This is a genomic window from Methanomassiliicoccales archaeon, assembly GCA_013415865.1.
Classification (GTDB): Archaea; Thermoplasmatota; Thermoplasmata; order Methanomassiliicoccales; family UBA472; genus MVRC01.
On sequence record CP058896.1, the window covers coordinates 1,746,352 to 1,762,012 of the forward strand.

At 53.3% G+C, this 15,661-nt stretch carries 15 protein-coding genes and 1 tRNA gene; 13 read left to right on the forward strand and 3 right to left on the reverse strand.

Annotation, left to right across the window (positions count from 1 at the left end):
* The first annotated feature begins 93 nt into the window (after nucleotides 1-93).
* Genes HPY73_08860 through HPY73_08870 form a run of 3 tightly spaced genes read left to right on the forward strand, consistent with a single transcriptional unit; the run spans nucleotide 94 to nucleotide 2,974 of the window.
* Nucleotides 94-1,236, forward strand: coding sequence for a cysteine desulfurase (locus HPY73_08860; GenBank protein ID QLH75522.1), 1,143 nt, complete (start codon nucleotides 94-96; stop codon nucleotides 1,234-1,236).
* 60 nt (nucleotides 1,237-1,296) lie between these two features.
* Nucleotides 1,297-2,211 (forward strand): dihydroorotate dehydrogenase, encoded by a 915-nt coding sequence (locus HPY73_08865; GenBank protein ID QLH75523.1) that lies wholly within the window; start codon nucleotides 1,297-1,299, stop codon nucleotides 2,209-2,211.
* A complete protein-coding gene (locus HPY73_08870) occupies nucleotides 2,198-2,974 on the forward strand; it encodes a dihydroorotate dehydrogenase electron transfer subunit (protein QLH75524.1) in 777 nt (258 codons plus the stop codon). Before HPY73_08865 ends, HPY73_08870 begins: the two co-directional genes overlap by 14 nt.
* Here the strand turns inward: HPY73_08870 and aksA are convergent.
* Complete coding sequence (gene aksA / locus HPY73_08875; protein ID QLH75756.1) at nucleotides 2,969-4,138, reverse strand: homoaconitate hydratase; 1,170 nt, start codon at nucleotides 4,136-4,138, stop codon at nucleotides 2,969-2,971. The two genes, HPY73_08870 and aksA, sit on opposite strands and share 6 nt — an antisense overlap.
* Nucleotides 4,139-4,219: 81 nt before the next feature.
* Here aksA and HPY73_08880 point away from each other — a divergent pair, with 81 nt between their 5' ends.
* Nucleotides 4,220-4,660 (forward strand): hypothetical protein, encoded by a 441-nt coding sequence (locus HPY73_08880; GenBank protein ID QLH75525.1) that lies wholly within the window; start codon nucleotides 4,220-4,222, stop codon nucleotides 4,658-4,660.
* A 5-nt stretch (nucleotides 4,661-4,665) separates the two neighbouring features.
* Here HPY73_08880 and HPY73_08885 read toward each other — a convergent pair whose 3' ends face one another.
* Nucleotides 4,666-5,508, reverse strand: a complete 843-nt coding sequence (locus HPY73_08885) for a hypothetical protein (GenBank protein ID QLH75526.1) — start codon at nucleotides 5,506-5,508, stop codon at nucleotides 4,666-4,668.
* Between the two features lie 110 nt (nucleotides 5,509-5,618).
* Here HPY73_08885 and HPY73_08890 point away from each other — a divergent pair, with 110 nt between their 5' ends.
* The 3 genes from HPY73_08890 (at nucleotide 5,619) to HPY73_08900 (ending at nucleotide 7,634) form a co-directional block, all read left to right on the forward strand.
* The gene (locus tag HPY73_08890) at nucleotides 5,619-6,539 is read left to right on the forward strand and encodes a hypothetical protein (GenBank protein ID QLH75527.1); all 921 of its coding nucleotides are present in this window, start codon (nucleotides 5,619-5,621) and stop codon (nucleotides 6,537-6,539) included.
* Nucleotides 6,540-6,599: 60 nt separating this feature from the next.
* A complete protein-coding gene (locus HPY73_08895; GenBank protein ID QLH75528.1) occupies nucleotides 6,600-7,487 on the forward strand; it encodes a cation transporter in 888 nt (295 codons plus the stop codon).
* A gap of 59 nt (nucleotides 7,488-7,546) precedes the next feature.
* Nucleotides 7,547-7,634: transfer RNA gene (locus HPY73_08900), tRNA-Cys, on the forward strand.
* 16 nt (nucleotides 7,635-7,650) lie between these two features.
* On the opposite strand, the gene HPY73_08905 is transcribed toward HPY73_08900, so the two are convergent.
* Entirely contained in the window at nucleotides 7,651-8,697 is a 1,047-nt protein-coding gene (locus HPY73_08905; protein QLH75529.1) for a hypothetical protein, read from the reverse strand.
* Between the two features lie 153 nt (nucleotides 8,698-8,850).
* Between HPY73_08905 and cysK the strand changes: the two genes are divergently transcribed.
* The 6 genes from cysK to feoB all read left to right on the forward strand — a co-directional run bounded on the left by cysK (nucleotide 8,851) and on the right by feoB (nucleotide 15,637).
* On the forward strand, nucleotides 8,851-9,762 hold the full coding sequence (cysK, locus tag HPY73_08910) for a cysteine synthase A (GenBank protein ID QLH75530.1): 912 nt from the start codon (nucleotides 8,851-8,853) through the stop codon (nucleotides 9,760-9,762).
* Nucleotides 9,763-9,767: 5 nt separating this feature from the next.
* Entirely contained in the window at nucleotides 9,768-10,415 is a 648-nt protein-coding gene (gene cysE / locus HPY73_08915) for a serine O-acetyltransferase (GenBank protein ID QLH75531.1), read from the forward strand.
* A gap of 30 nt (nucleotides 10,416-10,445) precedes the next feature.
* Nucleotides 10,446-11,843, forward strand: coding sequence for a cysteine--tRNA ligase (locus tag HPY73_08920; GenBank protein QLH75532.1), 1,398 nt, complete (start codon nucleotides 10,446-10,448; stop codon nucleotides 11,841-11,843).
* Entirely contained in the window at nucleotides 11,828-12,865 is a 1,038-nt protein-coding gene (locus HPY73_08925; protein QLH75533.1) for a radical SAM protein, read from the forward strand. The genes HPY73_08920 and HPY73_08925 overlap by 16 nt, the downstream gene beginning before the upstream one ends.
* A 152-nt stretch (nucleotides 12,866-13,017) precedes the next feature.
* Nucleotides 13,018-13,704 (forward strand): metal-dependent transcriptional regulator, encoded by a 687-nt coding sequence (locus tag HPY73_08930; GenBank protein QLH75534.1) that lies wholly within the window; start codon nucleotides 13,018-13,020, stop codon nucleotides 13,702-13,704.
* Between the two features lie 10 nt (nucleotides 13,705-13,714).
* Entirely contained in the window at nucleotides 13,715-15,637 is a 1,923-nt protein-coding gene (gene feoB, locus HPY73_08935; protein QLH75535.1) for a ferrous iron transport protein B, read from the forward strand.
* Nucleotides 15,638-15,661: the final 24 nt, after the last annotated feature.

Genomic DNA, 15,661 nt, shown 5'->3' on the forward strand with positions numbered 1-15,661 from the left:
TCTGGAAGATCTGAGCGAGGATTTTGACCGTGAGAGCATCTTCAAATTATTTAGATATAGACCTGTCTACGTTATCCATTAGAAGGCGCTCGCTTGACATCTGTGTATTTCGACAACAGCGCAACGACCATGGTCGATGAAAGGGTAATAAAGGTCATGGACCGCTTCCACTTGGTTTCTTATGGGAACGCCAGTAGTATGCACAAGATGGGATTGGAGGCCGGTGAGGCCCTGGACCAAGCAAGGAGGTCGGTTGCACGTGCGATCGGTGGGACAGCACGCGAGATTGTTTTCACATCCGGGGGAACAGAGGCCGACAACCTCGCGTTGATGGGTTACTCTTTAGCCAATAAAGAAAGAGGGAAGCACATCATCACTTCCTGCATAGAGCATCACGCTGTCCTGAGGACATGTGAGCATCTTCAGACCCTCGGTTTCGAAGTAACCTACCTGCCCGTGACGCCAGAAGGTCAGGTCAGACCAGAGGATCTCGAGAGGGCGATCCGTCAAGACACCATAATTGTCTCTATCATGTCGGCGAACAACGAGATAGGGACGATCCAAAATATCAGGGAGATCGGAGCCATAACAAGGTCCAGGGCCATAGCTTTCCATACTGATGCGGTCCAATCCATCTGTAAGCAGAATTTGCATGTTGTCAAGGACAATATTGATATGCTGTCCATCAGTGCACACAAGTTCCATGGGCCCAAGGGAGTTGGGGCGTTGTTCGTCCGGAAAGGATTAAGGATATCTCCCATAATCTTCGGCGGAGGGCAGGAAAGAGGGTTGAGGTCTTCGACCGAGAACGTGCCTGGGATAGTCGGGATGGCCAAGGCGATAGATGTCGGAATGGAAGAGATGGAGGATTCGGTAAAAAGAATGAGGGAGATGAGGGACCTCATCATAGAGGGCTGTCTTTCCTATGTCAAAGGCGCTATGCTTAACGGTCATCAGACGGAGCGCCTTTGCAACAACGCCCATTTCTGCTTCAAAGACCTCGAGGGGGAGTCTTTGGTCCTTATGCTGTCATCAGAGGGGTTCATGACCTCGACAGGTTCTGCATGCTCATCGAGGTCCCTTGAGCCTTCTCATGTATTGAAGGCATTGGGGCTGAGGAACGATCAGGCCAGAGGGTCCCTGAGGGTGTCCCTCTCAAAATTCAACACCATGGACCAGGCGAAAGAGTTTGTCGACATCCTTCCGGAAATTGTAGAGAGGGTCAGAAAGCTTTGAGATGAAACATTAGTTTGAACGCGACATAATTATTATCAGCAAACCCATCACCAATGTCCGATGAAAGGATTGAGGACTGTCTTGGCGGGAGTGACGTTGGGCAACCCTACAATGCTCGCCTCTGGAATGATGGGAGAGACCGGTGCATCCCTGGCCAAGGCTGCGATGTCGGGAGCAGGGGCCGTGGTCACGAAGTCAGTGGGGCTTGAGCCGAGAGAAGGTTACAAGAACCCTACGCTCTACGAGGCGGATGGATATTACATAAATGCGATGGGACTTCCCAACCCAGGCATCAGGCTTTTCAAGGAAGAGATGAGAGAGGCGGTATCATCTGGGGTACCTGTCTTCGGAAGTGTTTTCGCCTCAAGCATTAAGGATTTCGTTACTGTGGCATCTAACATGGAAGAGATCGGAGCGAGCGCCATCGAGCTTAATCTGAGCTGCCCTCACGCGAAGGGGTACGGCATGGAGATGGGCATAGATCCTGAGATGGTCCACGATATCGTCAGAGAGGTCAAGGGGTCTCTGAAGGTACCGGTCTTTGCAAAATTGACGCCGAACACCCACAGTCTGATCGAGGTGGGTCAGGCCGTCGAAAGGGCGGGGGGAGATGGTGTCGTCGCCATCAACACCGTCAAGGCCATTGCGATCAGTGTTGAGTTCAGAAGACCAGTGCTCTCGAATATTTATGGTGGCCTGAGCGGACCTGCCGTCAAACCTATCGGGCTGAGGAGCGTGTATGACCTTTATGATAACATCGACATACCGATCATTGGTGTAGGGGGAATAGATGATTGGCGGGACGCGATGGAGTACATAATGGCAGGCGCGAAGGCCGTCCAGATCGGCTCCGCGATAGGCAAAAAGGGCATGACGGTATTTTCCGAGATAACCTCTGGCATGCTACGCTATATGGAACATAATGACGTTAGGGAGATCTCGGACCTGGTGGGGGTGGCCCATGAACGGAAATGAGGTCGTAAGGGTCATTGACAAGGTGAGCGAGGGGAGGGGGATCACAACGCTCAGGTTCGAGCTAGACAGGACCGTGCGTCCAGGCCAGTTCTTCATGGTATGGGTCCCTGGGGTCGACGAGGTGCCCATGTCCGCCTCTTATATCGGCAAGCTCAAAGGGATTACCGTCAGAGAGGTCGGCGAGGCGACCAAGGCCCTCAGCTCGGTCAAGGTCGGGGAAATGATCGGGATACGGGGACCATATGGCAGGGGCTTCATGCAGCCGGCGGGACGATACCTCGTGGTGGGGGGAGGGACGGGCATAGCAGCCGTCCTTCCGGCCATCGAGATGTCCAAGGACAGGAGCATCGTTGATGTCGCTCTGGGGGCGAGGACCTCTTCAGAGCTGATCTTCGAGGAGAGGGCAAGGAAGGCCTCCGACCATGTGATGGTATCAACGGACGATGGGAGCAAAGGACACCATGGAACGGTCGTGTCGTTGGTGGACGAGATGTTGTCAAAGAGGTCATACTCTCAGCTGATCGCCTGTGGGCCTGAGAAGATGCTGTTCTATCTTCTTGAGGTATGCAAAAAACATGGCGTGGAGAGCCAAATGTCTCTTGAAAGGTTCATGAAATGTGGTTCAGGCCTCTGCGGCTCCTGCGTCATCGATGGCAGAAGGGTATGCGCCGACGGCCCTGTCTTCCTGGGAAGAGAGATAGACGAGATGAAGGAGTTCGGCAGGAGCAAGAGGGACGAGGCAGGCCGTTCGGTCCCACTATGACCTTGTCTTGTCAAGGACCATGATGACGATCTGCTTGAACTCGTCATCGCTCACCCTCCCCTTCTTTTCTCCCAGATTCTTGACCTCGTTGAGGATGCGTGATAGCTGGTTGTCAGAGGCCTTCAGCCCAAGGTCCTCGACGCGTTTCTTCACATAGGTGAGGCCAGTGTGCTTGCCCATGAGGATATGTCTCCTGTTACCGACGGCCTCGGGAGGTATGCTCTCATAAGTCAATGGACACTCCAATATCGCAGCTACATGTATTCCCGATTCATGCGCGAAAACGTTCGGGCCTACCAAAGGTTGGTTCCTTGGCCTTGGTAGCCGGGAGTACTCCGCGACCAGATCGCAGAGCTGGGTCAGCTTTGAACAATCGATGCCAAGGTCGCATCCGTACACGAATTTCATCACTGGCGCGAACTGCTCCAATGGAAGGTTGCCGGCCCTTTCCCCTATACCATTGACGGTGGTGGTCAAAGCGGTGGCACCGGCCTTGACCCCCGCGATGGCGTTTGCCAGCACAAGTCCATAATCATTATGCAGGTGCAGACCGATGGGGACCTTCACTGCCTTCCTCACCTCCGAGACGATGTGAAAGATCGCCTCAGGGGACGCGCATCCAACTGTATCTGTCACACCTATCCTTGCCGCACCCGCCTCTTCCGCTTTTTTATATATCTGGATGAGAAAGTCAAGGTCAGTCCTTGTGCTGTCCTCTGCACTTAGAGAGGCCTTCACACCTCTTTCATGACAATAGTCGAGACCTTCTTGGACCTTCTCCAATAAGAACTCCCTTGGTTTCTTGAACTTGTACTTCAAATGGATGTCGGATGTGGCTATGAACAGTAGGACCATATCCACGCCAGCATCGACGCAGCAATCGATATCCCCCTTTGTGATCCTTGAGAGGGTCAATATGTCCGCATCTAATCCCAGTGAGCATATCTCCTTGACCGTCCTTTGCTCGCTCTCGCATACAGCTGGAAACCCTGCCTCTATCTGATGGACCCCGATATCGTCAAGCTTTTCCGCGATCTCGATCTTCTGGTCCTGTGAGAAGGCCATGCCCGGCGTCTGTTCACCGTCCCTCAGGGTAGAATCATAGATGATGACGTCCTTGGCCTCGATCTTCGGGTTGTAAGGGCTCAACGCTATCTGTTGCATCGCACCGTCTAACCTGTACAGGGATAGATAAGCCTTGCCGAGGGAAAAGAAATTATCGCCGAAGAACATCTGGCGGATGATATGTCATCCCGCTCCACGTTCTTCAAGGTACAGCACGGGAAGATGGAAGTGAATGTGCCTTTCAAACTTTTTGAACCCGGTACCACGACCATCAGACCGACCGAGGCCGAGAAATTGAGGAAGCTCTTGAGGTCCCAGTATCCTTGGCTCTCAGACAATGCAGTGGATGTGATCCTTGTCAACGCCAAGGAAGAGATGGCAAGGATACTTGATTCAGGTAAGACTGCGGCCGACCGGGCCAGGGATATGATACAAAAGGGCGAGCTGGAGAAGGCCTTGGGATTCCTTGAGGCACATCTCTTTATCAACGAGGACGACATCGACGCATGGTACCTCTGCGCTGAGGCCCTCATGAGGCTTGGCAAGAAGGATGAAGGGTTCGAGGCCATGCGCCATGCACGATCACTGGCTGAGAAGAAGGGGAAGATCGTACGAAGATGACGGTCTCATCTTTCAAAGAGCGCCCTGACCCCTCCCGCAACATCCTGGACCGTCGCCCCCCAAGGAACCGATGCGATGTTGCCTGAGATCTCATGGCCCTCCTTCACCTTGCAGCACTTGATCATGGTCGGGGTACCATCGTCCACAACGAGGTTCTTAGGGCAGATGTCTATGCAGGGGGCATCTCGGCCATAGACCGACCTGAAGATCCTCCTTGACAGGTCGCATCCTATGAGCGTGACATCTCCTTCAACAGCAGGGGTCTCATCCAGGTAATAGATCCTCTTTGAAGAGAAAAGGCCCGATGCTCTGCACGGGAACATGACAGCATCCGTCTTTACAAGCCCCTCTTTCTGATTGAGGTCGATGTCAACCTGTTCGATGATGATGGGCAGTTCGACAAGCCCTGAGGACATGGCCTTTCGGACCAGGACCGAGAGCTTCGATGGGGTCGGTGGCACGACGTCGACCACCCTTAGGGTGAGCAGCTCATCCGCATGAAGGAATGAAACATGATTGAACATCCCTGAGACCACGACAGTAAGACCTCCATTTTCTTTGACCAGCTCGGCGAGCTCGGAAACATTGAGGACGTCGACACGTTCATCTTTTATGTATACAGTGTCCTTGGGGAGCGATATGACCTCGATGGAGGTTATTGGTCGGAATAGTTCCTTGCCTGGCCTCTTCAAGACCCTGACCACGGCGACATTGTTCCCGTTCTTCAGCACCATGAACTCCGTCCTGGTGTAGGCGCTCTTCCCCTCCGCCATGGCCGTTATGTTCTCCATGGTAAGTTCGAACTCCACCTCTCTGAAGGAGACATCTTTGCAGTGGTCGGGCATCATCAGGACCAGAACCGGTCCCCGATAATAAATATCATTCATCGTGGATTGTAGGAAAGACGGGACAAGTGTGATAATCTAGCACGACCATTCTGACCAGGCCGGGATGGGATATGTCAGAGGATCTTCAGGTCAGCGTCAGTACGATCAGGGAACGGTTGTTCACAGAAAGGCTCAGGGCTTTGCATCCTGAGGGCCTGAGCGCTTTTGAGGCTATGAAGCCCAGGTCCAGGTCAAAGTACATAGAGGACAATTGGGCCAGAATGTTCCCTCCTGTCGACCTCGCTCTCAGGAAGGTGGTCACGGGCCCGATCAAGCGTCTTGTAACGAAGGCGATGGGACCGGATGCCGATGAGGTGATGCGCTCTCATTGGGAACCTCAGATCAAGGCCAAGATGCACAACACATTCGAGTTCTACATCATAATGCTCAGGTTCCATTCGTTCGCCAGGGCCAGCCTGGAAGAGCAGAGCAGGCTCCTTCTGAACTACTACCTGCTGCTGGTGGAAGGCGTCTATGCTGCACAGGTGAACCTCATATGCTATCTTTTGTCAAGAACAGGGATCCCATATCGCTCTTCGAAGGCGATGTCGGAGCATAGCGCACCTGCCGGTTCTATGGGGGCCATCGAGGAGGACAGCCTTTGGAACAAGCTAAGATTCATGGAGGATAATGGCCTCTCTTTTATGGTGGATGCATGCGACAGGCAGCTTCGTAACAGTGTGGCGCATCTGGATTTTATCGTATTCACGAACGGATGTGTCGGCTATGGTGCGGGTCAACGAGGACCCAAGGTCATCAAGTATGAGGAGCTCGTGCATAAGGTGGAGGTCATGAAATCGATATCCGATGCCGTCAACGAGGTCCTGGTCGAGGAGGTGACGGCCTGGCGCAAGGCCTCGAAGACCGTCCAGCAGAAGGCCGCGAAAAGACCGTCAAAGACAAAAAAAGAGATCAAGGACCCAGCCTCGGTCCTGAGGGCGGCAGCATTACAAAAGCCAAAGAAAAAGGATGAGGGAGAGGTCAGACTATAAAGCCCGAGAACCTTGTCCTTGGTCGGATAACTTGATATCTTACAATATGATTTAACGATAATGAACAAGGGCCAAGTGGCCATCTTGGCCATGACGGGGGGCATAGTGGTCTTCATCATCAAGCTTGTCGCCTTCCTCGTCTCGGATTCCATAGCCCTTCTGTCCGATGCATTGGAGTCCATAATAAATATCGTCGCCTCGGGGATGTTGTTCGCTTCGATAAGGATTGCAGAAAGACCTGCTGATAAGGAGCACCAGTTCGGACACCGTAAGGCAGAGAACATCTCATGTCTGATCGAAGGGATCTTGGTCCTGATGGCAGCGGTGTTCATCATCTATGCCAGCATCGGTAGATTGTTCAATCCGGTCACACTGAGAGATCTGGACCTGGCACTGCTCGTCTCTTTGTTCGCCACTGCTATCAATGGCACCCTCTCATATGTTCTTGCCAGAGAATCACGAAGGACAGGATCGATCGCCCTCGAGGGGGATTCCAAGCATCTGTTGTCCGATGTCCTTTCCTCGTTGGGGGTGATTGTTGGATTGGCCATCGCTTCGTTCACCGGCCTCTTCTTCCTCGATTCCGTCCTTGCCTTCCTGGTCGGGGCCTTGATAATAAAGATGGGCTATGAGCTCATCAACAGGTCCTGCGGGGACCTCCTTGATATGCACTGCCCCTCTGTAGAGGAAAAGATAAGGGAGATCCTAGATAGGACCGATGGTCACATCGAGTTCCATGAACTGAAGACAAGAAAGAGCGGGGACATGGTGTTCGTCACATTCCACCTTTGCGTCAATGGGGGGATGTCCGTCTACGAGTCGCATGAGATAACGGAAAGGATCGAGAGCGAGCTGAAAAAGAGCTTCCCGGACCTCGAACTGACGATACATGTTGAGACCGAACACCAATCATGCCTTCATAAGAAAGGTCTGGACCCGGTCGAATGATCTTAGTTCTCATCTTGGAATAAAGGTTTAATATCTGGGATAGAATCAGCTACAACCAAGCCGGGATGACAGAGCGGCCATGTGGCAGACTGCAGCCCTAATGGCGGATATCTGCAGACCCGTGTTCAAATCGCGGTCCCGGCTCCAATTTTTCATCCAGGTCCTATCTCGTCCTATCGCTCTCCCTTTTTCTGATCGCGTCCATGGCCCATCGCGCATGCTCTGCGAGATCCTCATCGACGCCCAGTACAAAAGGTTCTAGGGCGGCGATCGTGGAACAATCGCCCGTATTTCCCAAGGCGATGATGGCATTTCTTTTTAACGTCCTTAGGGAAGGGCCATGCCAACGTAGAGAGGAGCATCGCCGCAAGTACTCCCTCTCGTCCATCTTGAGCAGTTCCAGCAACTTAGGAGCCATCCCCCATGGATGTGACCTTTGAGGACCCTCAACCTTCATCTTTACAAGCCCCTCATTCCGAGGACATACCTCCTGGCAGACATCGCAGCCGTCTATCCTGTCCTCTACCGCCTCCCTGAGCTCGATGGGTATTGGCCTTTCGGATGACAATACATAACTTAGGCATTTGGAAGGGTCGAGGACAAAGGGCTCCGGGATGGCCTTGGTGGGACACAATCTGATGCATCTTTGGCATGAACCACATCTTGGACCGATCTCTTCATCCGGCTCCAATTCCGCATCTGTCAGGACCACAGAATAGATGACCCAGGACCCCAGGTCCTCGTTCTGTATCAGGGTGTTCTTTCCAAACACACCCACCCCAGAACGGCACACGGCGGGCTTTACGGGCACTCTAGGGTCCCAAAAAGCGTCGTGCCCCTCAGAACGGATCATCTCGATCATCTTGTCTCGCTTATATTCTAGGTCAGCGTAGGTATCATCCCAATGATGCCTGGCGACCTTGCCCCGCGGGTCCCAAGGCTCTTTGGTCATCTCAGTACCCTCGTGATGGTACCTTAGGCCCAGGGCGATGATCGATCTTGCTTTAGGCATGATGCTCCTCGGGTCACATGATATCGACGTGTCGTTCAATGTGGGTTCTGCACGCCTCATGTCCGATGGTACCTTACCTGCAAGGATCTCTTCGTCAGCGATCTTCTTGAACCTATCGAACCTTTCTACACCAGTTATGCCTACAAGGTCCAAACCCAGTTCGATGCCGGCCTTCTTTACTTTAAAGGAATCTAACATCTGATCGCAGAGAACATTCCTACGGTCCCGTTAATATCATTTTCAATTTATCTTCGTCAAATGAGTTAATTCGCCTTTTGTCAAATCCTTTATCATTGTTAACTGTCTTTATGCTACCAAAGCCCCTGACCAGATGATGTGGGAGGCACCAAGATGAGATTCAATAGCATACTTGATACCATAGGCAGGACCCCTATCGTGAGGCTCAACAGAACAGTTACTGAAGGCTATGCTGAGGTCTATGTCAAGATGGAGTCATTCAATCCCATGCACTCTGTCAAGGACAGGGTCGCTCTGGCTTTGATCGAGGATGCTGAAAAAAGAGGCGTCCTCCGGCCAGGGATGTGCGTGGTCGAGCCGACATCTGGCAATACAGGCATCGGTCTGGCAATGGTGTGCGCGGCAAAGGGCTACAGGCTCATATTGACGATGCCTGAGAACATGAGCTCGGAGAGGCGCAAGCTCTTGAGCGCGATGGGGGCGGGGGTCATCCTGACGCCGGCATCGGAAGGGATGTCCGGCGCCGTCATGAAAGCGAAAGAGATATGCTCATCCTCACCTGACCATTTCATCCCCCAGCAGTTCGAGAACCAAGCAAATGTCGAGATACATTATAGGACCACGGCGGAAGAGATCCTGGCGGATATGCCAGATATCGACCTATTCGTTGCTGGTATAGGTACTGGAGGAACGATAACGGGAGTGGGGAAGGCTCTGAAGGAGAAAAAGCCTGGGACATGGGTCGTCGGCATCGAACCTGCAGGCTCCCCCGTGCTGGGAGGAGGTAGACCAGGCCCTCATAAGATACAAGGTATCGGTGCTGGTTTTAAGCCAAAGATCTTCGACCGAAAGTATGTAGATTGGATATTGACGGTCAAAGACGAGGACGCATATAGGTGGGCCAGGAAGATCGCGAGAGAGGAGGGCATCTTGGTGGGGATCTCAGGAGGGGCGGCGCTCTCTGCAGCGATGGAGATGGCCAAGGACCTGCCTGGAAAAAAGATCTTGGCCCTGATTCCCGACTCTGGAGAAAGATATTTAAGCACCGATCTGTTCAACGAGTAGGTCCTATGAGCTGGAGGGAGGCAGTACAGACCGTCCTCGAAAGGGACCCGGCCGCGAAGTCCTATATGGAGGCCCTGCTTTTCAGTCCAGGCCTGCATGCCATCCTCATCCACAAGATATCGCACAAACAATATCTGAAAGGTCACATACGTCTTGCGAGGGCGATCAATTATCTCGGCCGTTTCCTGACGGGTGCGGACATCCATCCAGGGGCCACGATAGGCAAAGGGTTCTTCATCGACCACGCGGTCGGTGTCGTGATCGGAGAGACGGCGGTCATCGGTGAGAACGTATCGTTGTTCCAGGGCGTGACCCTGGGCGGTGTGAGCACCAGCAAGGGCAAACGCCATCCGACCATTGGCAATAATGTGACGATCGGGGCAGGAGCGATCGTTCTGGGCAATATCACTGTCGGCGACAATGTCAAGATCGGTGCGGGGTCGGTCGTCGTCAAGGACGTACCACCGAACTCCACCGTGGTGGGAGTGCCAGGCAAGGTGATCAAAAGGGAGGGTGCGGTGGTAAAGACAGACCTCCGCCATGATGAGCTACCGGACCCCCTCCGTGATGCCATCATGGACCTGACCAATCAAATATCAGAACTGGACCATCGGATAGCCATGTTGGAAGAGCGCCTCAAAAAGGAAAAATAAGTTGAACATCATCACATGCCGGGCGCGACCATGACATTGGAGATATACAATACCCTGACCAAAAGGACAGAGGAGTTCATCCCGATCGATGACAAGAAGGTCAGGATGTACGTGTGCGGCGTCACCGTCTATAATGACATCCATATGGGCCATGCGCGCTCGATCATCGTGTTCGACATGGTCGCCAGGTACCTGAGGTACAAAGGTTATGAGGTGAAGCATGTCACGAACTTCACCGACGTTGACGATAAGATCATCAACAAGGCCAACGAGATGGGCATGGACCCCCTGGCGCTCTCGAAGATGTATATAGAACATTACTTTGAGGACCTTCAGAAGCTCGGTGTCAAAAGCGCTGACATCTACCCTAAGGCCTCTGAGAGCATAGATGACATAATAAGGATGGTCCAGAAGATAATCGATGCCGGATATGGGTATGTGGCAGAGGACGGCAGCATCTACTTCAGCGTTGAAAGGTTCAAGGACTATGGTAAGCTCTCCGGGAACAAGCTTGAAGATATGTTGGCCGGGGCCAGGATCGAGGTGGACGAGACGAAGAGGAGCCCGGTCGACTTCTGCCTTTGGAAGGCCGCAAAGCCAGGGGAGGTATCCTGGGACAGCCCCTGGGGGAAGGGAAGGCCGGGCTGGCATATCGAGTGCTCTGCCATGGTCTATCGTCACCTCGGGGAGACGTTGGACATACATGGAGGAGGCAACGACCTGATATTCCCTCATCATGAGAACGAGATCCTCCAGTCGGAGGCGGTCACAGGAAAGCCGTTGGCAAAATATTGGATGCATAACGGCATGCTCCAGGTGGAGGGGGAGAAGATGTCAAAGTCCCTGAAGAACTTCTTCACGGTCAGGGACGTCATGCAGCATTATTCTACACAGGAGGTCAGGTTCTACTTCCTGAACACGCATTATAGAGGTCCTTTGACCTATAGCGAGGACGCTTTGAACGAGGCTGCCGCCGCCCTGCGGAGACTGCAGCACACCTATATGGAGCTCAGGGACCACCTAGAGTCGGCATCAGGTAACTATGACGCCGACGACCTGGTAAAAAGGACGAGAGCGGAGTTCATCGAGCACATGGACGATGACCTCAATACAAGAGGGGCGATATCGGTGCTGTTCGAGCTTGCTAGGGAGAGCAACAAGCTCATGCATCATGACCTGTTGAGCAAGAAGGGCACCAGATGCATCATGGCATTGTTCGAGGAGTTCGACACGATACTAGGGATATTACCTACTCTGGAGAAGGACGCCGACCAGCTCGATGATGTGATGGAGGTCATAATAGCCGTAAGGCAGGAGCTCCGAAAGAGGAAGCTCTATGACCTGGCCGACAAGATCAGGGATGACCTCAAGCAGAAGGGGATAATGCTCGAGGACACGGTGGACGGGGTCAAATGGAGAGCGGAATGAGCCCGGCGGAGAAAAAGGCGATATTGATAGCAGGGGGGACGGTCCGCTTACCGAGGGACCTTCACCTACCATTCAAGCCAAGCCGGTCGACCGCTGGGCCCGGTGCAGGCTCCGTCTCGGTCGTCATCAGCTTTGAGGGAGTGAGGGTCAAGAAGGCAATATCAAGAGAGAAGGGCGAGTTCCAGCTCGTCGAAGGGCCGGATGGTCTGAGGATGTTGTGGCAAGGGAGGCCTTTCATCGAGCATGTCGACCTGCAACCGACGATCTACCATAGCCCCGAGCAGGCGTTCATCAATCTCCACCAGGAATGCATCTATGATTGCAAGTTCTGCACATCTCCTAGGTTGCCAAGGGATGTGACCAAAGGTCTTGACAAAAAGAAGGTCATGCGCATGGTCGAGCAGGTCGTCGGAAGAGATGACCTGAAGTGCGTTTCCATCACCTCCGCGGTCGTCGGGAGCCCAGAGAGGACCGTCGACGAGTTGGTGGAGGTCGTGAGGATGATAAGGGGCCTTATAGGACCCGATATGCCGATAGGTGTAGAGCCTTATGTGTCGAGGTTGGATGACATCGACAGACTTAAAGAGGCCGGGGCGACGGAGATCAAGATAAACATCGAGACCTGGGACCGAGAGATATTCAGGAAGGTCTGCGGTGATATGGATATCGATTGGATACTCCAGGCACTGAGGCACGCGGTGAAGGTGTTTGGAAGATGGAAGGTGACCACAAATATCATCTTTGGCCTAGGGGAGACGGATGAGAACGTGCTCGAGGCGGTAGAGGAGCTCGTCGAGATGGGGGTGGTACCATCGTTGAGGCCGCTGAGGGTCAACGATATCAACAGGGGACCGCTCATCGAGGCTTTAGGGGCCATTGCCCCAGTGACACCAGAGAGGATCTTACGGCTCAGCATCGCTGCGAAGGAGATCTATCGGAAACATGGGACCGGTCCAATGCAATACTCCACCATGTGCCATGCCTGTAAATGTTGCGACATCGTCCCCTTTGCCGATATCTGACCTCATGAAAAAGATTTAGGTCATCTCCTTTTCCTTCGGACCAGGATGTAGTCCAGAGCCTTAGGGTCACCCTTTCAAGATTTTAGGTCCCCTACATATTTAGTTTTAGGCAGACCAAAATTTATATAGCTCCCGTCTCTCTCGAATAATTGATGGTCAGCGAGAACGTCGAAGAATACCTCGAATGCCTTTGGGAGCTTTCGCAGGATGGGCGTCCTGTAAAGACCAAGAATATTGCAAAGAAAATGAACGTCTCCCCGGCCAGCGTCACAGAGATGATGCAGAGGCTTTCTGAAGCGGGCTATGTGAAATATGAGAAATACAAAGGGACGACACTTACTGACGAGGGCCATAGGATCGGGGCAAGGATAAAGAGGAAGCACCGGCTCCTCGAAAGGTTTCTGGTCGATGTCCTCGGTCTTGATAAAGGGGAAGGTCATGAGGAGGCGTGCCGTCTTGAGCACACATTATCGGACGAGAGCGAGAAGCGGATCTGCCAGATGATGAACAATCCCAAGACCTGCCCGGACGGTGACCCTATACCTGAATGCAATGAGGACTGTACGCTCTGCGCTTCTGAACCTTCAATACCTTTGACCGAGGTCGAGAGGGGCGAAAAGGTGAAGATCACACACCTGGTCTGTGACGATGCGATCAAAATGCGAAGGATAATCTCCATGGGGATAGTCCCTGGGAGGACCCTTTGCGTCGAGGACAGGCTCCCGATGGGCGGCCCGATACTTCTTTCCATACAGGACTCGAAGATCGCTCTGGCGAGGGACTATGCCTCGATGGTCCACGTGACCTTGGCCGGAGAGTGCGAAAAGCGTTGGGCCTAGAAGGGGCACGATGATGACCAAAGAAAGGACCGTTGCGCTGCTAGGCCATCCCAATGTCGGTAAGTCTGTCGTCTTCAGCAGGCTCACCGGCATCAGTGCGGTCTCTTCGAACTATCCAGGCACCACGGTGGAGTATCAGGAGGGCAGGGTGGTCCACAACGGAATAAACCTGACCATATATGATCTGCCCGGGACCTATGGGCTAACGGGCGTGACCGAGGACGAGAAGGTCGCGACCAGACTGCTTGCAGAGAAGAACCCCGACTGCGTGGTCGTCATCGCGGACGCATCAAGATTGGAACCGAGCTTGGTGCTCGCCTTTCAGGTCATAGAGCTCGGTCTTCCGACGGTCCTGCTATTGAACCAGATGGACATCGCTAGGAAACGTTACACCATCGACGTGAAGAAGCTCGAGAGCATCCTCAAGATACCTGTAGTGCCGAGCGTGGCCCTCACCGGAGAAGGATTGGACGAGCTGGTAAAGCTCATCGCTCATGATGGTGGGAAGACCTCTGATTTTCGCGTCGCCTATGACTCCCACATTGAGGACATCATTAAGGGCCTAGAGGACAAGGTGACCACCTGGCCCTCAGCGAATTCCAGGCGCGGGCCGGTCCTCAAGCTGTTGGAGGGCAACGAGCAATTCTATCACCTCTTTGATGAAAGTGTTAAGATCAAGGCAGAGGCCGAGAAAAGGCGATTTGAGGAGCATCACAAGGAACCGATAGAGGTCCACATGAACAGGGACCGGTATGGGGAGGCGGGGAGGATCATCTCCGATGTCGTCAGCCCCATCCCAAGGAAGATGACAAGGAGGGAAAGGGCTTCGGAGCTCACCATGAGGCCATGGCCTGGGATACCTGTCCTTCTCATCGTACTGCTGTCAGTCTTTTTGATAATGGTCGTCGCTGGTGCAACTATCGAGACGGTCCTGGTCGCTGTTTATAAAGATGCGACCTCTGGTCTATTCGAAGACCTTGCCGCCCTGATCGGTGGGGAACTTGGGAGGTCTTTGGCAAACGGTCTGAACCTGACCTTGATGTCAATAGTGGCCATAGTGATCCCTTACATCCTGCTCTTCTACTTTCTACTAGCGATACTCGAGGACACGGGATATCTCCCCAGGGTCGTCATACTTTTGGACGGGATCATGCAGAAGATCGGCCTCAGCGGAAGGTCGGTCATTCCAATGATCATCGGGACAGGATGCAACGTCCCTGCGGTCCTCGCCACGAGGGTCATGGCCTCCCGGCGCGAGCGCCTCATCCTCTCAACAGTTATTATCCTCGCGGTGCCCTGCGGTGCCCAGACCGTCGTGATATTGGGAACGGTGGGCACATATGGGACCATCTACCATGTTGCCGCGATATATCTCATCCTTCTCGCCCTGATCATATTTGCGAGCCTTATGATCCACCGGATGATGAGGTTCGAGCCGATAGGCCTGCTGATAGAGGTGCCAGAACTCACGATGCCTGTTCTACAAAATGTCATATCGAAGACCTATCTGCGCACGAAGGACTTCTTCTTCATCGCCTTCCCGATCCTGCTGGTCACAAGCCTTGTTCTCGAACTCCTGCTCAACTTCGAACTGCTCGACGCCCTGGTAGAGCCGTTCTCTCCCCTTACCACCGGGCTCCTGGGACTGCCGGCCGTCATGGTGATAGCCCTTCTCTTCGGGATCCTGAGGAAGGAGATGTCGTTGCAGCTCCTTGTGATCCTGTTCGGCACTGCTGACCTGGCGTCTGTGCTCACAATAGACCAGATGTTCGTATTCGCATTGGTGATGGCCACATATATTCCCTGCGTGGCCGCGTTCAGCGTGATGCTGAAGGAATTCGGGCCGAAAGATTCCATAAAGGTGCTTTTAGGTTCAATAGTGACATCTTTCGCCCTGGGGGGAGCGGCAAATCTGGTCCTTGGCGTGATATGACCCTCAGAGAGTGCCAGTGATTGT